Here is a 22,510-nt window from a genome sequence, read left to right on the forward strand (position 1 = left end):
GGCATTTGGCATTGAGGCGACGCTGAAGAGGCGATAGCCCTACGGGTGAGATGGCAATGCTGTCGATCAAAAGCGAGCTGGGACCTAAAAATCCGACCCGTTTCGTAACGCCACCCGTTGCGTAATGTGAAGTCGAGTGCTCATTGTAAGCGCACGCGCTTTCGTAGCTATATCGGAACGTTTTTGATGAGGTGGGTTACTAGCTAGTTCCCGCGCTGGACTGTTTAAGCCTGCTAGCCTAAAGTTGAGCGGCGAGGAACATCTCGGTCTGTCCTGCTCAGCCCGCGCGAGCGCCTTTGTCTGTGCCTCAGCGGTGGCGTTATCAAATACCTCCGGACGCATCCGGCTGCGGGCTAGGTTGTCCCAGTAGAAGAATTTGGACGGCCGCCCTCCGGGAAGCGCGCATCGCAATTGCCGCCGTCGGGCACCATCACGGAGCGTAGGTTAGTTTAGTGCATTACGTTGTGACCGAAAAGTTGACGACAAGGAAGATCTGCCCGCCGATTCCGGGGCTGTCGGTCACCTCGACGCGCCCGGTAAGGTCCTGCCACAAGGGTCCCTCTGCTCCATCGTTGAGGATTTTACTGCTCAATTCGATCGCCGCTGCTTGCGCGGCGGCGATATCCGGAAGTTCCAGTCCGACATCATCGAAGATGGTAATGCCGTCGTGGACATGGAAGAAGAAACGGGTCATCCGCACGACTCCCCCAAGAGACGGCAGCGAAAGCGCGCGCTCTCTGCCCGCCAATGTGCGTAACGCTAATATATACCGGGGGTGCTAAGGCGGAGAGGACGCTCTTTTGGGGAGATGGAGTGCCTCTTCGGGGGTAGGTGTCTGGTCAGATCCCAAGTCGGCGGACTTCGCCTGGGCGGAGCGCATCTGATTTCACGCGCAGGCGGTGCTGCAAGAGCCTAACGATTTGCCCGTCACCAACGACCTGCGCGACCGCTTCGGTCGCCCTCTCAGGTTCGACCGCTGCGACCCAGTATGATCTTTCCCCGTCGGGCGCGATGACCGCGACCATAGGTAATCGGACCATCATCAAAAAATTCCATACTGAAAGTCACAACCATAAGTTTTAGGATTTGCCAAAACAAGACCTGGTCGCAGTTATGGTTAGCGTCGGCGAGAACCAGATAGATGTCGCGGTCGAGCCGGTCCGCGGGCAAGATCGAGGGCGAGACACGCATACGCAAACTCCAACACAGACGGTATCGGAGAGACGACCCCGGCTTCAGGGGCTTCCGGCGGGGAGGGCCGGGGCCGCTCCGCCGGCTCGGGGGCGAGCCGGCGACGATTCAAATGCGCCGCGCTCGCGTGGTTCCTGCACTAGGGCGTGTACTCACAAACGTCGGCTTACCAATGTCAAGCGGAAGTCTGCCATCTTGAGCGTGATCGGCGACTTGTGACCCATAGCCGTCATTCCTTCGTGACTCGAAGCGCGTCGACTTTCCTAAATCACCCGCGGTAGCTTAGACGGCGCCATAGAAGTGCCGATACTGCCAAGCGGCTTCCCTCTGTAGTTGAGGTTCAGACCACGGCTGGTCTTTGAAGCGCATGACAGACATAGGCGAGAGATCGACAGCCGGCTTGCCATCGATGATCCAGGTTGCAAGCGCCTCTCCGATGGTCGGCGAGATTGAGAGGCCAGCGACGTTGCACCCGCTTGCAAAATAGAAGCCTGCAGCTCCGGAGGCCGGGCCAAGGATGTGGTGGCCGTCGGCGGTCATTGTCGGAATGCCACCACGAAATTCTCGCACTTTTGCCGTTTGCAGGATTGGAAGTTGATCTTTGACTTCAAGAGCCGCTGAACGCAGCACGTCGATGTCGAGTGGCATGTCCTTGATGTCGAAACTGGCTCCGAGCGACTCCATGTCGAAAAGTCGTGGGGTTTCTTCGTAGACACCCCAAAGCAAGCCGCCCTGGCAGGGACGCGTGTATACGGCGGCATCCATGATCCGAATCATTGGTTGGTCAGCACGCGCGCCATCCAAAGGCTCGGTGACGATGAGTTGCTGCCGGGTCGGGACCAGAGGCACGGAAATCCCACATGCCTCCGCGACCTATCGCGTCCATGCACCAGCCGCATCAACCACGATCGGGCCTTCAATGATGCCTTTCGAGGTGGTTACGCCGGTCACCTTGCGGGCAGTGATGTTTACGGTGAGCACGTCCGTCTTTGGCAGTACGGTTGCGCCTCGAGCTGCCGCTGCTATGGCGAAGCCGGTGGCGACCTGCGCGGGGTCGAAATACCTGTCGTCACCGATCCTCATCGCCGCGACGACGCCGGTCGGCTTTAAAAACGGATTGAGGCGACTTGCCTGCTCCGAAGAAATCGGCTCGACATCAAGGCCCATGCGGCGCCCGCGCTCAAGGTCAGCCCTGATCACCTCCGCGTCCTGCGGCCGACGCGCGATCTTCAGGCTGCCAGAGTGCACCCAATCGAGAGGCTGCCCCGTTTCTTCGGTGAACGCTTCAATCTTACGGCAAGCGTCCTTGATGAGGCCAATCATCAAGTCGCTCTTGCGGACGCAGCTCACCATGCCCGCAGCGCGGGGCGAGGTTTGCGATCCGATATCGTGCTTGTCGATCAGAACGACGTTGAGACCGCGTTTGCTCAAGTAATATGCTGTGGCAGCGCCGAGGCCGCCGGAGCCAATGACAATAGTATCGGCCTTGCTAATCATGGGACTATGCTCGAAACACGTTAGCTGGCACCGAAGTCTATCACCGGCGGTGGTAGCCGACTATTCTCTTTCTCTGGGCAACAGCCGTAACGAGGGCCGTTGTTGGCCCAGAGGCGAAAAGGCTCGGGTAGTCGCAGAAGTCCGGTGTGTTGGGTAGAGTGGACATGGGCGACCCGGTCTTCGACCGGCGCTCATTTCCCAAAACCGACCTTTAGCCCTCTGGCAGCCCGGCCAAGCGCATGCCCTCATAGAAGCGTTCGCGTCTGACTAGGTAAGTCGGATTGTTACTCGGAGCATGGCGTTGGAAGCGGCGGATGGTGAACCCTGGATCGAGTGCAAGCCCTACCTGCGCGGCGGCCCGTGCCTCGTCCAGCCACCCAAGCAGCGCCAGCGCGGCGGCGAGATGGAAATGCGCGAGGGGGAAATTGCGGTTGGCCTCGATGCTTCGGCGCAGCCAGGCGACCGCCTCGGCGTCGGCATTGAGCTGCACGTTGGCGCAGCCGACAAACAGCATCCACCGGTAGACCCAGATATCCCGGGGAGAGAGGCGCAGCGCCTCATGGACATGGGCCTCGGTCTCCTCGGCGCGAGCAAGAAAATACTTGGCAAGACCAATCCAGCCATGGGCGTTAGCTAGATTTCGATCCAGCGACAACGCGTGCTCACATTCGGCGATACCTTGGGCCGCGCGGGCCGTAAAAATATGCACGGCGCCGAGATACATGTGGGCCGGGGCGTATTGCGGAGCCAGGGACAAAGCCTTGATTAAGGCCCCCTCGGCCGCCGCGAGCAGCGCAGCGCGGTCGTCAATAGAAAAGTTAGCGCCCCTATTAAAGTCAACTATTGCGCTGCCAACCAGTGCTTCGACACAGTCGGGATCGAGCGCCAAGGCACGTTCGAAAAAGCCGCGCGCTTGCGCCAAGTGTTCGTTGGTTAGTCCTTCGTGTAAGCAAGCGATGCCCTGAAAATACAAGTCCATCGCATCAGGATGCGGCGAACGTTGCGCTAGCCGTGCCTCGGCCGCGATGAGCTGGGCATCGAGAGTGTTAGCGAGCCGCGAAACGATTTCGTCCTGCATATCGAAAAGGTCGGCGACAGGCTTGTCGAAGCGTTCGGCCCAAAGATGATTGCCGGTTTTCGCGTCGATCAGCTGCACATTCACCCGAAGTCGGTTGCTGCCCCGCTGCACCGAGCCTTCGAGCACGTAGCGGACGTTCAACTCGCGCCCGACCTTCTTCACGTCGACGGCCATGCCCTTAAACGTCAACGCAGTGGTGCTGGCAATCACGAATGAGTCCCTAATGCGCGACAGGTCCGTAGTCAGGCTCTCGGTCACGCCATCGGCGAAATAGTCTTGCTCGGGATCGCCGCCGATGTTCGCGAACGGCAGCACCACGATGGACAGATGTGTCGGGGGAGGTGTGCTCGGCATCGCACCCTCAGTCGTTGTGCCCCGAATAAATCCATCCCAGACCACAGCATAGGCTCGGACTGGGCGGGCAATATTCTTGAGGCTCTGCTCGCTAGATCGGCGAACTCGACCGCGACCTTGCCGCGAACCTGATCGTAGGCGGAGGAGGATAGGCAGATGCCGCCGGGTTCGGCGATGCCCTCAAGCCGCGCCGCGATGTTAACGCCGTCTCCAAAGATGTCATGCGGTTCAACAATTACGTCGCCGATATTGATGCCCACACGGAACAGGATGCGCCTGTCTTCAGCATAACCGACGGTAAGTTCGCGGACGCGGGTCTGAAATTGAATGGCAGCTCGAACCGCTTCGACCGCGCTTGGAAACTCTGCCAAGAAGCCGTCGCCGGTGTTCTTCACAATGCGGCCCCCGCGTTCGGCAATCGCGGGCTCGACGGCGTCTGCTAGGAGCGCTGCCAGTTTGGCGTGCGTTGCCTCTTCGTCATTGTGCATCAGCCGCGAATAGCCAGCGATGTCGGCGGCCAATATCGCCGACAACCTACGCTCGACCCGGACTGGCCGCTTTTGCACCATGGCTCGCAACCCAACCGAGGAGATATTGTACGACGGATCGAATGACCAGGCCACGCTGCTCATGTCGCTTATTGGCCCAGATGCGACCCTGGGCGCGGCACAACAATACGTCCGAAATTGAGGTAGACCGGAAGTCGTCGGCCGAGACGTGCACCGCTGCTTTTGACCCCGATGTACGGTCCGGCCGTGCGTAGCAAGAGGTTCGTCGATCAGGTGGTGTGGTCTTGCATCAATGTATCCGGCCTTTGATTGGAGCATTTTCTCCGGGCCATCATGGATATCAGCGCGCGTGCGTTCTCATTAGCGGACAGGCCTCGATTGGGCCATTTGGGTCACCAGTGTTCGCATGCGCCGGGAAGACCGAACCTCCATCTCGTCTCATCCTCTCGCAGACCTCGGCTGGAACCTGTTGATGGGGTTACGTCATCGCTTGCTCCTCCTACCTCGCAGTTCCTGTGTTCGAGCCAGGGGCCGTTCCTTCGTCCCGGCCCGCAGGACGTGCGTCGCGTCGCGCGCACGGGCGGTCAAGGCCGGCCGTTGCGCTTTGCTTGCGGCTGGCTCCGGCGTTGCCAGGCCGCGCCTTGACCGCGCCGAGCACGGCGCGACGATCAAGCGGGTCGGACGCCTGCATCGTTGGTCCTTGTCAGCTCGAAGGCGCGTCCTTTAGCCAGCACCGCCCAGGCGATGCGGGCAAGCTTGTTGGCGAGTGCGATCGCCAGCACGTTGTGGTGCAATCGCTTCTTGGCGGCTTCGATCCAGGATCTGAGTCCGTAACGTTCCCAGTTCTTGATCCTGACCAGCACCACCCATGCCGCCTGGACGAACAGAACGCGGAGGTAGCGATTGCCGCGCCTTGAGATTTTGCCGAGGATCGTGCGGTCTCCCGTCGAGATCTGCTTGGGCACCAGCCCGAGCCAGGCGCCGAAGTCACGGCCTTTGGAGAAGACGTCTCCAGTGCCGATCGCGGCCACCATGGCGCTCGAAATGATCGGCCCGATGCCAGGCACCGTCATCAGGCGCGAACATGCCTGATCTTGACGGGCCAGTGCTTCGATCTCGCCGGAGAGCCTATCGATGCGCTGATCCAGCCGACGCCAGTCGCCTGCCAACTCCTCGATGACACACAACATGCGTGGCGACAGGGCATCGGTGCGCGTCGCAAGGATGGTGGGCAGTTCTGTGCGCAGGAAGCCGATACCCTGGCGCACCGCGATCCCGCGTTCCAGCATGAAGGCGCGAATCTGGTTGATGATGCCGGTGCGTTGCGACACCAGCCGCTCGCGCACCCGATGCAGCGCCTGCAGATCCAGTTGCTCCGCGGTCTTGGTCGCCACGAACTTCATCGTCGGGCGCTGCACGGCTTCGGCAATCGCTTCGGCGTCATTGAAGTCGTTCTTCGGTCCTTTGCTATAAGGGCGGACATATTTGGCCGGCATCAACCTGGCATCGTGACCTAACGATGCGAGTTTGCGGCTCAAATGATGTGCGCCGACGCAGGCTTCCATGCCGATCAGGCAAGGCGGCATATTGGCGAGCCGCGCCTCGACCTGGCCACGCGACCACTTTTGCCGCAGCACGACGGTGCCGCGCGTATCGTGGCCCACGACGTGGAACGAGTTTTTGCCGATATCGATGCCGATCACGGCGATCGCGGTACTGGGTGTCTGGGACATGGCGTGCTCCTTGTCTTGGCGCCCCTGGCCAGCTTATCGCTGGCGGGGCAGGAGCACGGCCGGACCATCCCATTAGCGGACTTCGTGCGCATCGCGTCTACGGAGCCAATATCGCAATTGATAAACTTCGATCTGCTCGGCAAGGCTTTCTTTGGAACCAGCCGATAAAACTTCCAGGCGCGAAGGATTATGTTCCATGTACCTCCTCACCGCCTGCGAGTTCGAGAAGATGACGATCGGCGAGATCTATCAGTCCGGCTGTTTCAACACTCTATGCGCGTTTATTATTGGGCCGCCTTGGCAGGAAAGCGCAAGGGCCTGACCTTTGACCCGGAACTGCATTAAGGGCGGCCTCGTAACAATCGGTGGACGAGGTGCAATGCTGCAATCGTTCCGAAAAGGCAAACAGCGCTGCGTGTTCTTCCATGCGACGGGATAGTGCCTCTCAGCTCGCTTGCGATTGGTGATGTCGTGCTGAACGCGAACCGCATAAAGAAAGCGCCCGTCAGCATCGCGGACGCTCGACGACGTCACCTGGGCCCAGATATGGCCGCCATCCTTGCGGGCAATGCGCTTTTCGATGCTGCAGCGCTCGAACTCGCCCGCGAGCTGGCGCTGGAATTGACGGCGATCCTCCGACACATCTTCCGGATGCGTCTCCTCGAAAATTGTTAGGCCCAGCAGTTGGGCCGCCGAATAACCTGTGAGCGAAGGCCTTCTAACCGCCGTCTATCAGTACCAGATCAGGGATGGCTGGACGCTGCAGCCCAATTTTCAGTACATTATTCACCCCGGTGGAGGAGCAACGAACCCTTCAGGACCTCTAGCCGGAACGCCACTCGAGAATGCTTCCGTGTTCGGCTTGCGGACGACTCTTAAATTTTAGGAGGGACTTCCGAAACGTAGTTCGCGCCGTAGGCGCCACATGAGGACGGCGACCGCGAACCAGACGAGCGAACCCGCTGCGAGGCAGAGCGCGGGCTGTAAAGCGCGTCCGTGCCAGATGAAGAGCGCGAAGCAGGCAAGGCCCAGACTTCCCCATCCGGCCCCGGCGGCATCAAGTGCGGCGGCAGCCTTTCCGCGTCGCTGCCCGCGCAGGCCGTTTTTCTCCTTGCGCTCACGCTCATGCTTCTCGATCAAGGTCGCACTGGCACAGAAGATCGCTGGAAAGGCCAGCATCAGCCCGCCGGCCTCCGGCCCTGCCCCGTCCGCGACAAGGCCAGCCACCACGGTTGCCAACCCGCCCAATGCAAAACGCACGACATATTCGTAAAGTCGTCCCTGCTTGAGTGCGGAGAACTTGAAGTGGACAACCATAGTGGTCAGCCTATCAAAAATTGCTTGAGGCCTATCGCGGCCACAAGCCAGATCGCGAAAGCGGCGAGGGTGGCCTTGAGCGCCGACCATTCGGCCCGTATCAGCAACTGACAAACAGCAACGCTGTAAGCCGCGAGCGCGATCGAACCGAGCATCATCGAGCGGCCTTCGATCGCAACATAGTCGCCGCCATGTTTTGAGAAGGCGAGGCCGAGCGTTGCTAGAGCTACGGAGGGCGCGGCGCCAAACAATCCCGCGAAGCTCTTGGGCCGCAGCACGTCGCCTATGACCGCAAACAGGGAAACGACCAAGCCGCCAATCAGAAAGCGCAGCGCGTAGTCCACCATTTCCTCCTTGATCGCCGTTTCTAGGACGATCTTGGTACCAGCATGCTGACCGCCATGCCGACGATGCAAAGAGCCATCGCCGCCGTCGACGCCCAGCCGAGCCAATACAGCCAGCCTTCGACCACGAGCTTGCCCATCACGTCACGCCGTCTGACAAGCAGCATTAAAACGGTCATTACCGGTGCTGCTAGCACCCCGTTAATGACCGCACTCCAGTAAAGCGTCTTGATCGGATCAATTGGCGTGAAATTGAGCGCCACACCGAGGCCGACCGAGAGGGCAAGCACCGAATAAAACGCCATGGCCTGCCGCGGTTTGCGGGCGAGGCCAACGGGGCATCTGCGGCCTTCGCCAATGGCATAGGCTGTCGAGCCGGCCAGCATCGCATGAATATTACATCAGGGCTGCTCAGGGCACTTTGACAGTCCTTTGGCCGACAGGCTCGCCTGACCTGTGCCGCTGGTTTAATGGTGCCAGAAGATCGCGAGCAGCAGAATGATCGGCAACGGTATGCCCAGCAACCACAACAATGCGCCTCGTCCAAAGCCCATGGCTCTCTCCTCCATTGATCTGTCCCTCGCATCCAACGCGTCCGTCCGGCGCACAGTTCCTCGCCGGGAACGGTTTTCGAGGCGGTTGATTGAAAGACCAGGTCGACTTGCTCTGCTTTCCAATCACTCTTTTACGGAGATTGCTGCAGGGCATAAGGACATCTGCGAGAGAAGGCAGTCGATGACGATACGAGTACATCCTTTGTCCGCCGATATCGAACTTGCGCGTGCGATTGCGCGACACACCCGTCCGCTGCCGGAGCGGATTTCGGGCGCGCTGACCTGGGGAGCGGATGAGCATATTCTGACCGCGGTTGCCGTCGGATGGTGGCTCTGGTGTCGCGCCAAACCACTGCCGCAGCGGCACGCAAGCGATCATGTGCTGCTGACGACGCTCGCCTCTGTCCTGTTGCCACACCTTCTAAAAACGCATTTTGACCAGGTGCGGCCGGACCGGCGCACCGTGCGCGGCCATCTGCATGGCATCCCACTCTCCGGCCGCGCGCTGGATGCGTTCCCCTCGGGGCATGCCGTGCATGTCGGTGCCCTCGCATCCGCCGCCGCGGTCCTGTCGCCCGCCAAGCGCAATCTCGCGTGGGGCCTCGGCGCCGTTCTGGTGTCGACGCGCGTGTTCCTGCTGGCTCACTGGGCAAGTGATGTACTTGCGGGTCTGGCGATCGGAGTCGCGCTGGAGCGCGTCATAAGGCGGCTGACGGGATTTGGTCGTCAGGGAAGATCGGGCTAGTCATGGGGCAACTGCTCGCACCCCCCGGTCCTCACGCCGTCCATCTCTGCATCGACATGCAAAGGTTGTTCGCACCGTATGCCCCGTGGGCAACGCCCTGGTTGGAGCGTGCGCTACCCGAGGCGGTCAGGCTGATTGCGCACGCGCCGCCACGTACCGTCTTCACGCGCTTCATTCCGGTCCGTAACAAGGCCGAGGCGCGCGACGTCTGGAAAGCCTATTATGAGAAATGGGAATGCGTGACACGCGACAAGGCCGATCCGGGGTTGCTTGAGCTGATGCCGGCCCTGACACGCTTTGTGCCGCCTGCCACAGTCATCGACCGCCAGACTTACTGCGCATTCACCAATAGGCGCCTGCAAGCCTTTCTGGATGAGCATCAGGTGGACACGCTGATCGTGTCTGGCGGTGAGACCGATGTCTGTGTGCTCGCAACGGTGCTGGCTGCGGTCGATATCGGCTACCGTGTTATCCTCGCTGAGGACGCGCTCTGCAGCTCGTCTGATGAAAGTCACGATGCGCTCATCAATCTCTACACCAAGAGGTTCAGCTTGCAGATCGAGGTGGCGCCGGTTGCCAGCATCCTTGCGCGCTGGAGCGTCGTCAGGTGATCAGCCAACCTCGTAAAAAGCTCTCGTTTCTTCGGGGCGGTCGCCAGGTCACGGATGAGGGCGCACTCGGCAGCATCCGTGCGGAGCTTTTCCAATTGAGCCTGCATGCCTTTCATTGCGATCAGTTCCGTTCCCGAGCGGAACCATACCGCTTGTGTACGAAAGCGCACAGACCTGATTGCCAGTTTTTCCTAAGCTAGGGATGCTTAGCGACCCACTACCGCCAAGCACCTCCAACGGTCCCAGCATAGGGGTATGCTGGGGCCGTTTTTATTGGACCTCAGCCTTGATTAAGCCGCACGAAGGTTCCGCTCTCGTGCAGCTCGAGCCAGCCTCTCTCGACCGCATGCTGGATGCCGGTGCCGAACTCCGGGCCCGTCGCCTTGCAGCCGTTCCTGGAGAGGAACGGCGCGTTGATCTTCTCGATGTGAATGCGCCCATTGACGGGCTCGACGCCGGCGGCGAGCTCGAGGAGCTTGCGTGCGGCAACTTGCGGATCTGCGAAGTGGCGGGTCTCGACGTGCTTCATGCGCTGGCGCCGGCGAGCTTGTCGCGCTCGATGCGAGCCAGTTCCTTGGCCTTGGCCTCGGCCTCGTTGCGCGTCAGCAGATCCGGTCGAAGCCGCCGGCCGGGCAGGTCGCCCCAGTAGAAATAGACGCTCGGACGGCCGTCCGCGAAGCGGACCTTATAGCTGCCGGTGTCGGGGACGCGTTCGTGCTTCTTGATCGTGATCGGCGTGGTCATGGGGGCTTTAATAGGAGCTCGGCACGGGCGCTGTCACGTATCAATCTTTGCGGTGGACCGCCAATAGCATAGGTCTAGGAGTTCGGTACCATAGAGCACGTCGCCAACGGGGTCGCGGGGCACCAGGAAAACTTGGCAGCCGCCCTGCCACATAGACAAGGGCCGCCGACTCGCCATCAGCGGCCCCGTCCGGGTTTCAATAATTCCGAGATCAAATGGTCTAGCCAGCCCCGGATTGCCGATTTTTCCCGATCCTCAAGATTCTCGCAAGCACATTTGTGAATCGTCTAATTGATTTTTTCGCTGCCACAGACGCAGCAGATTAGGCGGGTGTCTCCTGTCTGCCCCTGCGAGTGTCTTAACTAGGGCGCGGACTCATAACGCGCAGCCAGCCCTGTCCAGACGCAACGCTTCCGGGCAGGCCCCGGTTGGACACTTACCGAGTAGAAGGGGACCGACAATTTCCGCTGAAACCGTCCCAATGGACACCTTCTTGCCTTTGCTTTCGGTGCTATGATTGGGCACCAACGGCAGTGCAACATCTGGGTTTGGGGGTCCTATTGGCGATTAAAGGAGAGCCGGGACTTCAACGCGAAGCTCTCGTCAACGAGCCGGCCCTGGACCGTGCCGAGCGGTTGGCCAATCTGCTGGCCTCCATAGTTGAATCTAGCGACGACGTGATCGTTAGCAAGAATCTGGACGGCATTATTACAAGTTGGAATAAGGGGGCTGAGCGCATCTTCGGCTATTCGGCCGCCGAGGCGATCGGCCAGCCTATTACACTTGTGATCCCGGAGGACCGACAAAGCGAAGAACGCGAGATTTTAACCCGCATCCGACGAGGTGAGCGCCTCGACCATTTTGAGACTGTTCGCCGACGTAGGGATGGTAGCTCAATCGTCGTTTCGCTGACCGTTTCTCCTGTCAAAGATGCCCACGGCAACATCATTGGCGCATCTAAGATTGCTAGAGATATTACCGAGCACAAGCGAGCTCAGGAGCAGATTCGCATTCTGGCTCGCGAGGCGGAGCACCGAAGCAAGAACATCCTCGCGAACGTACAGGCAATCATCAATCTTTCTCAGTCCGACACCTCCGAGCGCCTCAAGGAAGTGATCAGCGGGCGCATCCAAGCGATGGCAAATGTTCACTCGCTGTTTGTTGAAACGCGGTGGATAGGAGCCGAGGTCTCGGCGATCGCCAAGCAAGAGCTCGCCCCTTATCTCCAAGAAGGCCAAGACAAGCGGATTGTGATGGAGGGTCTGCAAATTGTATTAGGGTCCAGACTCAATTGAGCCAATATGCGACGAGAGCGGCGAGATGAACAGCGGCCAAAAAATTACGGGCGAGCTTGTCATATCGCGTGGCGATGCGCCGGAAGTCCTTGAGCCTGCAAAAGCAGCGTTCGATGACATTTCGTCCTTTGTAGGCGCGTTTGTTGAAGCGATGGATGACGACACGGTTAGATTTATTGGGGATTACGGGCTTGGCGCCGCGACGAATGATTGCGCCGCGAAGCTTGTCGCCATCATACCCTTTGTCGGCGAGGAGCACGCTCATGGGTGGCGCGAGCGCCAGGACATCGGGAGCCGCAGCGATATCGGCATCCTGGCCTGGAGTCAGATGCAGGACGACCGGCCGGCAGAGCGGATCGCTCAGCGCATGGATTTTTGTCGTGCGGCCTCCGCGCGAGCGGCCGATTGCTTGATTGTGCTCCCCCCTTTTCCGCCGGAGGCACACCGGTGAGCTTTAATCGAGGTCGAGTCGAGCGACAGTACGACGCCGTCTTCGCCAGGCTTGGCCAGCGCTTCGAAGATTGCGCACCATCGTCCTCGCTTGGCCCAGCGATTGAAGCGATTGTAGATCGTCGTGTAAGGGCCGTATTCACGTGGACAATCACGCCATCGTGCACCCGATTGCAGCATGTGAATGATGCCGCTGACGATGCGTCGGTCGTCGTCCCGATCCGGCCCCGTCAGTCCCCTCGGCAGATGCGGTTCGATACGCGCCCATTGCCTGTCGTTCAGCCAAAACAAACCAGCGCGCATTCTCTCGCCCCCGAATCAACACGTAGGCAAGAGAATCACGTGGCGCTATTTAGGTACAGACCCTAGAACCCACCGCTGCACAGGCGATTGCTGTGGTTTTGCATGAATTAGCGACCAACGCTGCCAAGTATGGAGCGCTGTCTAACGCGAAAGGCTGGATTGGATTGGATTGGTCGCGAGCCGAGGATGGACAGCTAATGCTCCGCTGGACCGAATTGGGCGGTCCGAGGGTAAATGCGCCCGAACGCAAGGGCTTTGGTAGCCGCCTCATCGAAGGAACGATCACCCCACTTGGCGGCAAGGTGCATTTTGACTGGCGCGCGGAAGGGCTAGTTTGCGAAATCGCCGTTCCGACGTAAAACCCAATCGAGCTTGGCTTCGCTGCTCTCACGACATATTGCGCTGCCCCAAGAACTTGGTCGCTATAGGAGCCACCAGTCACATGACGCCGCCGGGTTTATAGGTACACGGCCTAGGACAGCACCCGATAAACCTTCGCGCGTTGAGCCGCTCGATCCTCGAACAGGAGAAGCCGCCAACTGAGGCGGCCTTTATTTGGTGAGATGGAGGGCGATCTTCTCGGCTTCGATTTTCTCGACCATCGCGCCGATTGCGGCGACTGTCTGTGCATCAGTTACCTTCGCAAGCAAGCCTTTCAGGTGGTTGATCCGTCTATCTAGCTCCACGCAATGTTCGCACATGCTTGCCATCCACGGTGGGAGGCGTGAACAAGGACTCGCAGTCACCGGCAAAGGCCAAATGTTGTAACGGTGATGGCGATCAACCGGCCTATGCCGGCAAATGTTCCTGAAACCGCTGAGCGGATTACTCAGGCAGTGGCAATCCGGGCGATCTCAGCCACTCGCTCACGTGCGAGCCGGTTTCGGCTTGCCAGGCTTTGCGGAGCTTTTCTTGGCGCTCCATTCCTGGGGGAGGGATTTGGCCTCTTCACGGAGGCGTTTTGCTATTTCGGCTAAACGTTCTTCAAGGGACTGTATTTGTTTGAAACGGCGGCGGCGCTGCATGACAACACCTCGTCTTACGGGTCCTAACCGCAGGGTTTGAGTTTTCCGATTCCTAAGATGCGGATCCCGACAAGTTGGTTCCATCTGGAGGAACAACGGTGGTGGGCTATCGTATGTGGCTCGCGAACACTCAGTTCGCAATGAAAATCGAACACTAAACCGCCAACTGAGGCGGCCTTACGCTGGTTTTTCAGCCCGAATATGCAGAACGTAGAGCGTGTTCTGAAACTCGTCGGCCACTTCCATCCGCCAGTCTCGGCCCGGTACTAGGTTCCCGTCAATGCCCTGTAGTATCTGCCCGGCGGTGACAGTGGCCTCCTTCCACGCGGCATGCTTGTCCGGGAGGTCCTCGCCCACGCGGTCGATCTCGGTGCGCTCGTGCGTAATGTGAAAGAAATATCTCGGCATGCGCGGTAATGCGGTACGTCAGGCTCACGTTCCAATCGGGCCGAAAAGCGTGCTCATTCAGCGGGGGCTGAATAGGGTAGTTCGAAAATAACATCGAAAGATCAAAAGGTTGCCCGCGCCTGGGAGACTAGGGTCGGAGGTTCAAATCCTCTCGCTTTGCAGGACGCGCTTCTCGGGACACCGGCCTCGACAGCCTCCTAGCCGGGGCGAATTTCAAGGGCCTTCTTAAAAGCTTTCTCTTGCGGTGTACGTCACCGCCTCAATCTTGTTTCCATCGAGGTCGCGTACGAAGGCACCAAAATAATTCGCGTTGTAATTGTCTCGGATGCCGGGAGTCCCTTCGTCAACGCCTCCAAGCGCAAGTGCGGTCGCGCGGAAGCTCTCACTGTCTCGCGATCCGGTGCTTGAAAAGCTACGTGAGTGCCATTTCCTGCCGTTGCCCGAAGCCCGTCTATCGGGGTTTCGATACTGAAAATGATATCCGAGGCGCCGTAGTGGAGCGAACGGTCCGAGTGTTTGAGGAGCCGCAGTCCGAGAAGGGACATCAGCGGATCGTAGAAAGCTCTTGCGCTGTTGACATCGTTACTGCCGAGCGAGACGTGATGGATCATCTGGTCACCGTTTGAGGCAATACCGTCGCTTCAATCTTTCGGTCGTGGTCTCTGCGGCATAATGGATACGCCCGAAGTCGGCTTCGTCCTTTGCGGTGACATGAAGCCTCCAGGTCACGTCTCGGGCCTCGCCAGCGACGCATTCGACCTCGACAGAAACCGCATGCTCGCCGCCCGGGAAGCTCCGAATCTGCTGAAGCGCCATAAGCTCCAAGTCGGTCTTCGAGATTGATGTTCTTGCCACCGCAGCCTCCTCCCGCCGCCCCGTCCTTTCATCGGCAATCACTCGGCCAACCGACCGCGCGCGGAGATGTTCCTCGGGCGCTTGAAGGCCGCTCGTGCGGTCAGCTCCCTCAAGACTTGTCGAAACGCGAATGTCGCTGAGGACGGCTTTTCGTACGCTCGATATCGCGGCCACGTTCTTTGCCGCTGGGGCGCACCCACACAAAGATCGCTCGATAAGTCAGCTTTTCTCACAGTATTCATCCGGAGCTGTAGTTACACGGACTGGCGACGCCGGCGATCTCAACGGCAGGCGATGTGGCGAAGATGCAGCGAAGAAGATTGCGAATTCGACGAATGCAGGTCGGTATCGGCCTGCAGCGGAAGTGCGCAGTCTTCAGGCCGCGGCTTGGCTGACTGTGCGGATACGAAAACGGCGAAACAGGTGATCGCAAACATCAGCCGAGCACCTGCGAGCGGCCAGCAACCGCGCTCGCACAATATGCGCGGGTGAGCGCCAGACGGATGGCTCTCTACGACGCGCAAAGCGGACATTCACCGTCAGCGGCTTCACCTAGCTGCCGACCAATCTCGCCCATAAGAGCCCGCGGGTCCCAGTTCGTGCCGTCACTCTTGACGACTCTCTTCGCGCGCTCGAAAGCATGGCTCTCGGCCGCATCATCCCCTATGCGGATGGTCACTTGAGAATGGAAGGGGCAGACCGCGATTGCACGGGTCGTCTCTAGAGCAAAGCGCACGGTCGCGCGGAGATCATCGGCGTAATTTTCGGCGGACACGTTAGCCTCCTGTCGCACATCGCCTGCGAGATCAACACACAGTCAGGGGCGGATAGGCAGTTAAGGCGAGGCCCGGTGTGCCTAGGAGCCCAGGGCCTCATAACCTCAGAAGCCTGACAATAGGTTGTTCGGCTACGCGTCCAGTCTGTCCGACATGGCAGGATATCGCTTTGACGCTGCGCAAAGCCCCTCGGACCAGCCCGGCCCACTTGCGGCGGTACGGAGGGGACAGTTGCGGGGCCGAGCGGTCCGACGGGCTGGCGCCGTGAGGAGGCGCCACGCAATTGGAGGCTAGTCCCAGTCGGCGATATCGCTCTGTTCACTTGTGACCCGGAACAGGTATTTGTAATGTTCCCGCACTGGAACATCGAGGCCGCAGATGAAAGACATGCAGGCCCAACTGGAGAAGCTACAGCGAGACGCCGCTGAGTGCGCCCTTATTCGCGACTTGGCGACGGACCCCAAAAAGCGCGAACTGTTTGCCAAACTGGCTGAACACCTTGCGGTGCTCGCATCCGCAGTAGAGCAGGCTATCGGTGAGAGCACGGCAGCGACATCGCTCCTGATCTGCCGCCCAAGCCGTAAAAATGTGGACGCCAGCTTGACCGAGTTGCCCTAAGCTCCATCTCGTAATCAGGCATCGAATGCCTATTTTTCCTGAATGCGTTCATTTGAGTTTTGCCTTCCCAGCAGAGGTGTGGCCGTCTCTAGCGGGCCGGATTGGCTTCATGAAGTAAAGTATGACGGCTACCGTCTTCGCCTTGAGCGCGAGGGCCACCGGGTACGCCTGATCACGCGCGGCGGGTACAACTGGGCCAGTCGCTATCCTTGGATCGTCGAGGCCGCGCGCAAGGTCCGCCAGAAGCATTTCGTCCTCGATGGCGAAGCAGTCGTGCTCGGCGTCGATGGCATCTCCGATTTCAACGCACTTCACTCGCGCAAGCGCGACCACGAAGTGCAGTTCTGCGCCTTCGATATTCTCGCCGAAGGCGGCGACGATCACCGCAGGCTCTCGTTGTCGATGCGGAAGACGAACTTGGAGCGCCTGCTGGCGCGGCGTCCTGAAGGCGTTTTCGTTAATCCCTTTGAGCGTGGCCAGCTTGGACCTGACCTATTCCGCGCCGCGTGCAACATGGGTCTTGAAGGATTGGTATCGAAGCGTCGCGACCAGCCTGATCAGGCGGGCCGGAGCAAGCATTGGGTAAAGGTAAAAAACCGCAGTCACCCCGCGATGGAGCGGGAGCTGTGAGGTCGCGAACAAACAAGTTGGCAGGCACTAGCATGTTGCACGCAAGCAACTCTTCTCTTGTTCCATGATTTGCACCGTGGTTTCGGCTTCACACGATAAGCCTGACCTGCGTAGATAATCTGCGCTAAAAATTGGCTGGTAATATTATGATCGGCGGGGAAGAAGCCACGCGCATCCGGCGCCTACAGAAAGACCGTCTGTAGATGGTCTTTCTGTAACGCGCGGCCGTTCGTATTAGTCACGCAGGAAAATATTTTGGGCTTTCTCGCGAAGCCTAAGCCGCTACATTCATACTATTGCGATCTCATATTTTATAATGGGGCCGACTATGTTGGACGACGAATTTAATAGGCAACGTGCGAAAATATTACGTGAACTCGCAGAGCAAGCCGACCCATTCATCAAAAAGCGCCTTTTGAATTTAGTGGAGCGCTACGAACCCAGGCGGCAGCCAACGCCCGTGGACGAGCGGTTTGCAACCCGCGGAGATAACGTCGATAGATAGGCGGCCGTGGCGAGGCCGATCCGTTTCCCCTGACACAAAGCAGAAAGGCCCCGACGATGTCGCACGTCGTCGCCCTTCACGATCATCAGGCCGGTTACGTCCGCCGTGCCTGCTGATCCAAACAGAAACTGACCACCACCGTCTCGACCAAAGGCCAAGTGATATTGCCCAGGGCGATCCGAGACAGCGGCAGTGGCCGGCCAGAACGAAACTGACCACGGAGAACGCCCCCGAGGGCGAACTTGCAACCGCGCCCGGCTCGTCAGCAGCCGACGCCAGAGCAGACGTGGTGGGGATGCGGCCAAATGAACGCGAATGACCCGTTGCAGACATCAAGACAACACTTCGGCCGGCGTAACGACCTGCCAATTGCAATCTTTAGCTGTGCATGTTCAAACCAATTGAATACATTGTAGAGCCACTAGCAGAGTAACTTGTATTCTCCACGCGGTTTAGCCTAACAACTGGTTGAAGGACATGGGAGATGCGCTCGGGCTCGGCGGGTTGGGTATCACTATTGGTCGTGGTACTTCCATCCATATGTTGTGAAGAAGCGATGGGAGGAGATCCGACGACTTTCGATTTCAACTATTTCGAGTCCTTGCCGCGAAAAGAGATTGTAGCGCCGCGCAAACGTATCTGAACAGTCGCTTTCCTGCGGGTTCAGATCTTCAAGTTTTGCAGAAAGAGCTGGTTTCCGCTGGCGCGAGATGCGCGAGGGGAGTCGGGCGGCGCGGCGTGTACTACGAATGTGATTACGAACGATGGGCTGGAGTGCCGCTGGTCACAATGGAATGGAAGATAATATTGCGTCCGGATGCAGTGAGAAGAGGCTGCAAGAGATATCAGTAAACCGTGCACTGACGGGGCTTTAGAACGCGCTGTCCGCTCCTGGCCCCAAGCAGCCACTGGAGAACGTCCGCTATTCCGCCGCTTATCAGGGGCAAGCGGACATCTGATCTGAGGCCATTTGCAAGTGCGCCCGCCCAACGATCCGGCAATCATTGGGCATCACCACAACAATTGCCCTTGAATGCCCAGCCATGTGACGCAGGCCACAGGTCCATCATTCGCAAATCGGTTTGCTCTCCGTAGGCTAGGAGGCATGACACCATTCTTCCGACGAAAATCACCCATGGAAAAGCTTGAAGCCGAACTGGCCTCGCTGCGCACGCGCGCCGCAGCCTTGGATAGCCGCCATTCCGCTGCGGAAGCGGCCCACGATGACGCCAAAGCGAAACTCCAGCGTCACCACCTCGATGCCGATCTTGATGCCGATGACAAGGCCCGCGCGAAGTTGGAGACGGCGGTCGCCGCCTGCGCCGTGACCCGCGACGGTTACGCGAATGCGCTCGTGGAGGTGCAGGCGAAGATTACCGATGCCGAGCAGAAGCTCGCAGCAGAACGCGCTACTGTCGAACGCAAGGCCGCAAGCGAAAAGCTGGCTAGTGATCTCGATGCCGTCGAGCGGGCGCTGCCGGATTATCTGGCGGCTGGCAAGCGCTTTGCCGACGCCCTGGAGAAACTTCACTTCCACCATGAGAGCGGCGCAATGGTCCGCTTTATCTGCAACACCGCGACGCAGGTCGAAGTCGCTGCCGGTTTTGCGCTCGTGGAGCTGCGCGGCATGGTGGTCGCGGTCCGCGAGGGCGTTGCGCCTATCCCGGCAGCCCAGCCGGTCACCACTTCGGTCCCGATTGCTGAGCCGTCGCCGCCGACGCAAATGATCTTCATGATGAAGTCTGCAAATTTCGGCGATCACGACGGCCGCATCCGTTTCGCCAAGCAATTTGAAGATGCAACCATGCCGGTGACGACTGCGCAGCGTGCTCTGCGCATGGGTGTGGCGGTCTTGGTGACGGATCCGAAGCGCGCTCGGCTCCGTGGTACGCGCGGCGGCGACTTCAATCCGCGCGCGCCCGATGTCATCGATCTCGATGTCGTCGAGGAGCCCAAGAACCTGCCGCACTTCGATCCTGTGCCGCGCTCAGCGAACTTCACTCCGCTCCCCACCGCGGAACCGCGCACGATCCTGATTGACGTTCCGCGTTCGTGAATAAGCTTTCGCGGAGTCGGTGGAAGGCGGCCAGCTCATCGGACGCGATGAGCTGGCCGCAGGAGTTCCGGCATGAATGATGACTACATGAGCTTTGGCGACGAGCACGACGAATACGACGATCTGCTCGGCCGGTCACGCCGTGGCAGCGCGCTTGCTCGGCAAGCCGCTCGGCGGAGCGACAATCAATCCCGATCAGAACGGGAAGTACGGCGGTCTCGTGTGGGGGCCGCGCCACAGCGTTGCCTTCGGCAGCGATGACGACGCTGCTGATGTGCCGGAGCTGTGCGGCCAATTGCGGGACCTCATGCCCCAGGATGGCGAGGTTCGCGGCGATGCCGCAGATACGTACTTGCACGTGCTCGACCGTTGCATTGAGCTGGGCGCGGCATCTGTCGCGGAACGTATGCTTCTGCCAGGGAGCCCGTGCCCTCCGTTAGTGACGTTGAGCAAGCAGTTGCGCTCGCGACATTGGTCTGCAAGTCGGCACAGGCTGTCGAGCGGTTCCTGTCGTTCTGCGAGCAGCAGGCGCACGATCTGCTGCGCCCACACGGCCCAATCATCATGGCCCTGAGCATCGTGCTGAAAATTCGCCGGACCTTAACGGGCGCGGAGATCGACGACGTTATCGCAACGACGGTCGCGGGTCTACAATTGGCGGCCGAGCGCCGACTGCGCGCCGAGTGGCGCAAGGGCGAGCTGGCGGCCGAGCGCTTTCGCGCCGCATGTGATTACCTCAATGCCGTGCGGCTGCCATCATCTGCACAAAATCGGGTGCAGTAATCGGCGACATCTGGATCAGAGGGCACGGCGGATGTAACCGGCCTGATAATCTTGAAGGGCCCCGACGTGCAAAGCGTCGGGGCCATTTGTTGTGGTCGAACGTAGCCGTCTTTCCCTCGTTCCCTTAATGTCGCCGCTGCGCGTATATGGCGAGGAGACCCACTTGCCTCGCCCCGATCCGCCGATTGGATTTGTCAGCGCCAGAATTGTGCAGGATGTTGTAGGCATGTTGGTATCTTATCCCCAGACGCCGAGCAGTTTCCGCAGTGGTCGGGCCGTCGCCCGCCAAAGGTCGTGCTCGATCTGAGGTGGTCATTTCGGTCCGACCATAATCGGCGGCGGCTCGACCGTGCTCAGGTCCATTTCCATTGCGGATTGTTCCTCGGACAGCCGCCTTTCGAGGTAGTGCCGTTCGGCCTCACTTAACTCAGTTTCGAGCAGGCGCCGATATCGATCAATATTGTTCCTATGGGTACGTAAACGAGCAATTCGTTCTTCGGTCATCGTCGATCTCTCCGACGGACGTGGTCGCAATTACTTGGGATCGGCGTTGAGGTACTGGACGTCGTAGGTATCCCATTCCGTGGAAGCAGAGGGATTATTTTGACAACCTCGTGGTGAAAACGTGCCTGCTGTCCCATGCCCGGAAATGGCACCTCAAACGGCACGGCGTTACTACGAGCTGCATTGCCTCTCATCACAGAAGGAAGTCAGATCAGGTCATTCATTGCCTTCAGCCTGAACCGGCGGCTTCTGCGCGCCCTGCACACTCTGGCTCAGCGACGCCAGCGCGGTGTTCAGCTCATCAGAGATGGGCGCGAGGTCCCTAATGTCCTCGAAGGCTTGGGCGATGCGCTCATTCGCTGATTTCTCGAACGGCTCGAAGCCTTCAGAGATGCGCGTTCCTGCTCCAAGAACGGTGGAAGCGGCCATCGGCCCAAGCAGGAGGAGTGCGGTTCCGATGATGCCGATCTTGCGGATGCGAGCCATCGGCGGTGGCCGCAGGAGGCGGTCATTGATCATTGTCTTCACCTCACGGCGTACAGTCCGTGCATCATGCCAATCGTTGCGAACAAACGGTAGATCGGGCGTCTACCATTAGGAGGTAACTCAAGCAGAGGCGCGTTCTTGTCGAGTTGCCCGTGGCGCAGATCGTGGGCGCCGCGCAAGTAGGCGTTCTAGATTGGACTTGCGAAGATGCAGCGGCAGCCTCCGCAGATCGTCGCCCGTGTGGCTTTTACGGCCTTGGGCGGCAGGCTTGCCAATCGCCCGCTCCACCTCCGATGCGAGCACAGACAGGTGTTCGGCTAGCCTGGCAAACAGGTAGTGCCAGCGCCCGACGGGGTCAGCGCCGACAGTGCCAGCGTCCTGGCGGTCAGAGAAAGCGAGCGTCAACCTCCGCGCCCCACGCAGCACAAGTGCTTGCGCTGCGAATAGGGCGCGGTTGATGTTTTACAATCCAGGGCCGCTTCATCATCTGACGATTCGTGTACGCTCTCACGCGCTTCTTGCGCGGCTTGACGAACGGCTTCTGATGTCGGCTAAGCGCACGCACAACGCCGACGCGAGCGAAGATCGTCGGGCCTCCGAGATCGACCACCAGCATCAGCGCCTCGATGGCGGCCTGCCATTCCGGAGCATCATGCTCGGGCCTCGGCAGCTTCGTGATGACGGTGGCGGCGTCGTGCAGCGTGATCAGCTTGCGGCCATCTGGCAGTAGGATCGGATCGTCGAAAGTCCCCTGCCAGCCTTGGTTGTTCATTACGCTACTGCGGCTCGTGCTTGTCCGTCAGTTCTCGCGCCGCCAGGCTAAGCTCCAGCTCTCGAAGCCGCTCTATCAGCAGTTCGACGTCCGTTGTTTTCGGGACGCGATTTGAGGCGTAACGAAAGCCGAATCGCGCTTGCAAACCTAAAAATTGGTTCTGCGTCATAATCATAATGACTCCGACGCAAAAATAGAAAATAGGGTGGAAAAAACAAAGATATTGGGAGGAGTAGGTGGATACTCTAAGTCGCCTGCGCGCGATGGCATCGCTGTGCCGTCAGACTGCTGCGCATCACCCTGATCGAAGTTGGAAACTGCTCGCCGAAGCTGAGTTTTGGGAGCATTTGGCCGATGATGCGCTGCG

At 59.4% G+C, this 22,510-nt stretch carries 26 protein-coding genes and 4 pseudogenes; 10 read left to right on the top strand and 20 right to left on the bottom strand.

Annotation, left to right across the window (positions count from 1 at the left end):
* Positions 1-457: 457 nt before the first annotated feature.
* The 4 genes and pseudogenes from AB5K84_RS07025 to AB5K84_RS07040 form a co-directional block, all read right to left on the bottom strand.
* On the bottom strand, positions 458-694 hold the full coding sequence (locus tag AB5K84_RS07025; RefSeq protein WP_038966177.1) for a DUF6894 family protein: 237 nt from the start codon (positions 692-694) through the stop codon (positions 458-460).
* Between the two features lie 779 nt (positions 695-1,473).
* Positions 1,474-2,688: pseudogene (locus tag AB5K84_RS07030) on the bottom strand (NAD(P)/FAD-dependent oxidoreductase).
* 211 nt (positions 2,689-2,899) lie between these two features.
* Positions 2,900-4,689 (bottom strand): annotated as a pseudogene (locus tag AB5K84_RS07035) (adenylate/guanylate cyclase domain-containing protein).
* 608 nt (positions 4,690-5,297) lie between these two features.
* Positions 5,298-6,362 (bottom strand): IS110-like element ISBj4 family transposase, encoded by a 1,065-nt coding sequence (locus tag AB5K84_RS07040; RefSeq protein ID WP_011087397.1) that lies wholly within the window; start codon positions 6,360-6,362, stop codon positions 5,298-5,300.
* 196 nt (positions 6,363-6,558) lie between these two features.
* Between AB5K84_RS07040 and AB5K84_RS07045 the strand changes: the two genes are divergently transcribed.
* Complete coding sequence (locus tag AB5K84_RS07045; protein WP_257784485.1) at positions 6,559-6,684, top strand: hypothetical protein; 126 nt, start codon at positions 6,559-6,561, stop codon at positions 6,682-6,684.
* Between the two features lie 179 nt (positions 6,685-6,863).
* Here the strand turns inward: AB5K84_RS07045 and AB5K84_RS07050 are convergent.
* Positions 6,864-7,046 (bottom strand): annotated as a pseudogene (locus AB5K84_RS07050) (PAS domain S-box protein); the annotation flags it as partial.
* Positions 7,047-7,065: 19 nt separating this feature from the next.
* Between AB5K84_RS07050 and AB5K84_RS07055 the strand changes: the two are divergent.
* Positions 7,066-7,248: a carbohydrate porin gene (locus AB5K84_RS07055; protein ID WP_082901065.1), complete on the top strand. Its 183-nt coding sequence runs from the start codon at positions 7,066-7,068 to the stop codon at positions 7,246-7,248.
* Here AB5K84_RS07055 and AB5K84_RS07060 read toward each other — a convergent pair.
* The 3 genes and pseudogenes from AB5K84_RS07060 to AB5K84_RS07070 form a co-directional block, all read right to left on the bottom strand.
* Entirely contained in the window at positions 7,245-7,679 is a 435-nt protein-coding gene (locus AB5K84_RS07060) for a DUF3147 family protein (protein ID WP_011090440.1), read from the bottom strand. The two genes, AB5K84_RS07055 and AB5K84_RS07060, sit on opposite strands and share 4 nt — an antisense overlap.
* Before the next feature lie 5 nt (positions 7,680-7,684).
* On the bottom strand, positions 7,685-8,026 hold the full coding sequence (locus tag AB5K84_RS07065; protein WP_038967813.1) for a DUF3147 family protein: 342 nt from the start codon (positions 8,024-8,026) through the stop codon (positions 7,685-7,687).
* A gap of 20 nt (positions 8,027-8,046) precedes the next feature.
* A pseudogene (locus AB5K84_RS07070) lies at positions 8,047-8,409 on the bottom strand (divalent metal cation transporter); the annotation flags it as partial.
* Between the two features lie 370 nt (positions 8,410-8,779).
* Between AB5K84_RS07070 and AB5K84_RS07075 the strand changes: the two are divergent.
* The gene (locus AB5K84_RS07075) at positions 8,780-9,322 is read left to right on the top strand and encodes a phosphatase PAP2 family protein (protein WP_211434525.1); all 543 of its coding nucleotides are present in this window, start codon (positions 8,780-8,782) and stop codon (positions 9,320-9,322) included.
* Between the two features lie 2 nt (positions 9,323-9,324).
* Positions 9,325-9,933, top strand: a complete 609-nt coding sequence (locus AB5K84_RS07080; RefSeq protein WP_011090437.1) for a cysteine hydrolase — start codon at positions 9,325-9,327, stop codon at positions 9,931-9,933.
* Here the strand turns inward: AB5K84_RS07080 and AB5K84_RS07085 are convergent.
* The 3 genes from AB5K84_RS07085 to AB5K84_RS07095 all read right to left on the bottom strand — a co-directional run bounded on the left by AB5K84_RS07085 (position 9,855) and on the right by AB5K84_RS07095 (position 10,677).
* Positions 9,855-10,049, bottom strand: coding sequence for a hypothetical protein (locus AB5K84_RS07085; RefSeq protein WP_074076792.1), 195 nt, complete (start codon positions 10,047-10,049; stop codon positions 9,855-9,857). The two genes, AB5K84_RS07080 and AB5K84_RS07085, sit on opposite strands and share 79 nt — an antisense overlap.
* 164 nt (positions 10,050-10,213) lie before the next feature.
* Positions 10,214-10,462 (bottom strand): hypothetical protein, encoded by a 249-nt coding sequence (locus AB5K84_RS07090; RefSeq protein WP_038967815.1) that lies wholly within the window; start codon positions 10,460-10,462, stop codon positions 10,214-10,216.
* Positions 10,459-10,677 (bottom strand): hypothetical protein, encoded by a 219-nt coding sequence (locus tag AB5K84_RS07095; protein ID WP_038967816.1) that lies wholly within the window; start codon positions 10,675-10,677, stop codon positions 10,459-10,461. The genes AB5K84_RS07090 and AB5K84_RS07095 overlap by 4 nt, the downstream gene beginning before the upstream one ends.
* Positions 10,678-11,237: 560 nt before the next feature.
* Here AB5K84_RS07095 and AB5K84_RS07100 point away from each other — a divergent pair.
* On the top strand, positions 11,238-11,972 hold the full coding sequence (locus AB5K84_RS07100) for a PAS domain S-box protein (RefSeq protein ID WP_441232382.1): 735 nt from the start codon (positions 11,238-11,240) through the stop codon (positions 11,970-11,972).
* On the opposite strand, the gene AB5K84_RS07105 is transcribed toward AB5K84_RS07100, so the two are convergent.
* Positions 11,965-12,725 (bottom strand): IS5-like element ISBj2 family transposase gene (locus AB5K84_RS07105; protein WP_110115815.1). Its coding sequence is split into 2 segments (ribosomal slippage): positions 11,965-12,386 and positions 12,386-12,725, totalling 762 coding nucleotides; the frame shifts between segments, so codons are not numbered across the junction. The genes AB5K84_RS07100 and AB5K84_RS07105 overlap by 8 nt on opposite strands.
* A 92-nt stretch (positions 12,726-12,817) precedes the next feature.
* Between AB5K84_RS07105 and AB5K84_RS07110 the strand changes: the two genes are divergently transcribed.
* On the top strand, positions 12,818-13,084 hold the full coding sequence (locus AB5K84_RS07110; protein ID WP_370204815.1) for a hypothetical protein: 267 nt from the start codon (positions 12,818-12,820) through the stop codon (positions 13,082-13,084).
* 192 nt (positions 13,085-13,276) lie between these two features.
* Here the strand turns inward: AB5K84_RS07110 and AB5K84_RS07115 are convergent, their stop codons facing one another.
* The 4 genes from AB5K84_RS07115 to AB5K84_RS07130 form a co-directional block, all read right to left on the bottom strand.
* Positions 13,277-13,426 (bottom strand): hypothetical protein, encoded by a 150-nt coding sequence (locus AB5K84_RS07115; RefSeq protein WP_156149849.1) that lies wholly within the window; start codon positions 13,424-13,426, stop codon positions 13,277-13,279.
* A 501-nt stretch (positions 13,427-13,927) separates the two neighbouring features.
* Entirely contained in the window at positions 13,928-14,158 is a 231-nt protein-coding gene (locus AB5K84_RS07120; protein WP_011090434.1) for a DUF6894 family protein, read from the bottom strand.
* 1,136 nt (positions 14,159-15,294) lie between these two features.
* A complete protein-coding gene (locus tag AB5K84_RS07125; protein ID WP_157839456.1) occupies positions 15,295-15,450 on the bottom strand; it encodes a hypothetical protein in 156 nt (51 codons plus the stop codon).
* 74 nt (positions 15,451-15,524) lie between these two features.
* The gene (locus AB5K84_RS07130) at positions 15,525-15,788 is read right to left on the bottom strand and encodes a hypothetical protein (RefSeq protein ID WP_028176062.1); all 264 of its coding nucleotides are present in this window, start codon (positions 15,786-15,788) and stop codon (positions 15,525-15,527) included.
* Between the two features lie 379 nt (positions 15,789-16,167).
* On the opposite strand from AB5K84_RS07130, the gene AB5K84_RS07135 reads away from it, so the two are divergent.
* The 4 genes from AB5K84_RS07135 to AB5K84_RS07150 all read left to right on the top strand — a co-directional run bounded on the left by AB5K84_RS07135 (position 16,168) and on the right by AB5K84_RS07150 (position 20,381).
* On the top strand, positions 16,168-16,407 hold the full coding sequence (locus tag AB5K84_RS07135; protein ID WP_038967817.1) for a hypothetical protein: 240 nt from the start codon (positions 16,168-16,170) through the stop codon (positions 16,405-16,407).
* A gap of 42 nt (positions 16,408-16,449) precedes the next feature.
* Positions 16,450-17,037: an ATP-dependent DNA ligase gene (locus AB5K84_RS07140; RefSeq protein ID WP_011090431.1), complete on the top strand. Its 588-nt coding sequence runs from the start codon at positions 16,450-16,452 to the stop codon at positions 17,035-17,037.
* A 1,640-nt stretch (positions 17,038-18,677) separates the two neighbouring features.
* Positions 18,678-19,598: a hypothetical protein gene (locus AB5K84_RS07145; protein WP_038967819.1), complete on the top strand. Its 921-nt coding sequence runs from the start codon at positions 18,678-18,680 to the stop codon at positions 19,596-19,598.
* A 426-nt stretch (positions 19,599-20,024) separates the two neighbouring features.
* A complete protein-coding gene (locus AB5K84_RS07150) occupies positions 20,025-20,381 on the top strand; it encodes a hypothetical protein (protein WP_011090428.1) in 357 nt (118 codons plus the stop codon).
* Between the two features lie 312 nt (positions 20,382-20,693).
* On the opposite strand, the gene AB5K84_RS07155 is transcribed toward AB5K84_RS07150, so the two are convergent.
* From AB5K84_RS07155 to AB5K84_RS07170, 4 genes are all read right to left on the bottom strand, one after another.
* Positions 20,694-20,885: a hypothetical protein gene (locus AB5K84_RS07155; protein ID WP_011090426.1), complete on the bottom strand. Its 192-nt coding sequence runs from the start codon at positions 20,883-20,885 to the stop codon at positions 20,694-20,696.
* Between the two features lie 216 nt (positions 20,886-21,101).
* Entirely contained in the window at positions 21,102-21,404 is a 303-nt protein-coding gene (locus AB5K84_RS07160) for a hypothetical protein (protein ID WP_060910340.1), read from the bottom strand.
* A gap of 352 nt (positions 21,405-21,756) precedes the next feature.
* On the bottom strand, positions 21,757-22,143 hold the full coding sequence (locus tag AB5K84_RS07165; protein WP_063713279.1) for a hypothetical protein: 387 nt from the start codon (positions 22,141-22,143) through the stop codon (positions 21,757-21,759).
* A gap of 4 nt (positions 22,144-22,147) precedes the next feature.
* Positions 22,148-22,318 (bottom strand): hypothetical protein, encoded by a 171-nt coding sequence (locus AB5K84_RS07170; RefSeq protein ID WP_157839457.1) that lies wholly within the window; start codon positions 22,316-22,318, stop codon positions 22,148-22,150.
* Positions 22,319-22,510 lie beyond the last annotated feature (192 nt).

The organism is Bradyrhizobium sp. 1200_D9_N1_1, from assembly GCF_052075915.1.
Lineage (GTDB): Bacteria > Pseudomonadota > Alphaproteobacteria > Rhizobiales > Xanthobacteraceae > Bradyrhizobium > Bradyrhizobium diazoefficiens.

Coding starts and splice junctions, on each gene's coding strand:
- AB5K84_RS07065 (WP_038967813.1), bottom strand. CDS start 8,026: ATGGTGGACTACGCGCTGCGCTTTCTGATTGGCGGCTTGGTCGTTTCC.
- AB5K84_RS07125 (WP_157839456.1), bottom strand. CDS start 15,450: ATGTTTGCGATCACCTGTTTCGCCGTTTTCGTATCCGCACAGTCAGCC.
- AB5K84_RS07170 (WP_157839457.1), bottom strand. CDS start 22,318: ATGATTATGACGCAGAACCAATTTTTAGGTTTGCAAGCGCGATTCGGC.
- AB5K84_RS07090 (WP_038967815.1), bottom strand. CDS start 10,462: ATGAAGCACGTCGAGACCCGCCACTTCGCAGATCCGCAAGTTGCCGCA.
- AB5K84_RS07135 (WP_038967817.1), top strand. CDS start 16,168: ATGAAAGACATGCAGGCCCAACTGGAGAAGCTACAGCGAGACGCCGCT.
- AB5K84_RS07085 (WP_074076792.1), bottom strand. CDS start 10,049: ATGAAAGGCATGCAGGCTCAATTGGAAAAGCTCCGCACGGATGCTGCC.
- AB5K84_RS07155 (WP_011090426.1), bottom strand. CDS start 20,885: ATGACCGAAGAACGAATTGCTCGTTTACGTACCCATAGGAACAATATT.
- AB5K84_RS07040 (WP_011087397.1), bottom strand. CDS start 6,362: ATGTCCCAGACACCCAGTACCGCGATCGCCGTGATCGGCATCGATATC.
- AB5K84_RS07095 (WP_038967816.1), bottom strand. CDS start 10,677: ATGACCACGCCGATCACGATCAAGAAGCACGAACGCGTCCCCGACACC.
- AB5K84_RS07160 (WP_060910340.1), bottom strand. CDS start 21,404: ATGATCAATGACCGCCTCCTGCGGCCACCGCCGATGGCTCGCATCCGC.
- AB5K84_RS07080 (WP_011090437.1), top strand. CDS start 9,325: ATGGGGCAACTGCTCGCACCCCCCGGTCCTCACGCCGTCCATCTCTGC.
- AB5K84_RS07120 (WP_011090434.1), bottom strand. CDS start 14,158: ATGCCGAGATATTTCTTTCACATTACGCACGAGCGCACCGAGATCGAC.
- AB5K84_RS07145 (WP_038967819.1), top strand. CDS start 18,678: ATGGAAAAGCTTGAAGCCGAACTGGCCTCGCTGCGCACGCGCGCCGCA.
- AB5K84_RS07115 (WP_156149849.1), bottom strand. CDS start 13,426: ATGTGCGAACATTGCGTGGAGCTAGATAGACGGATCAACCACCTGAAA.
- AB5K84_RS07045 (WP_257784485.1), top strand. CDS start 6,559: ATGTACCTCCTCACCGCCTGCGAGTTCGAGAAGATGACGATCGGCGAG.
- AB5K84_RS07140 (WP_011090431.1), top strand. CDS start 16,450: ATGCGTTCATTTGAGTTTTGCCTTCCCAGCAGAGGTGTGGCCGTCTCT.
- AB5K84_RS07025 (WP_038966177.1), bottom strand. CDS start 694: ATGACCCGTTTCTTCTTCCATGTCCACGACGGCATTACCATCTTCGAT.
- AB5K84_RS07165 (WP_063713279.1), bottom strand. CDS start 22,143: ATGAACAACCAAGGCTGGCAGGGGACTTTCGACGATCCGATCCTACTG.
- AB5K84_RS07060 (WP_011090440.1), bottom strand. CDS start 7,679: ATGGTTGTCCACTTCAAGTTCTCCGCACTCAAGCAGGGACGACTTTAC.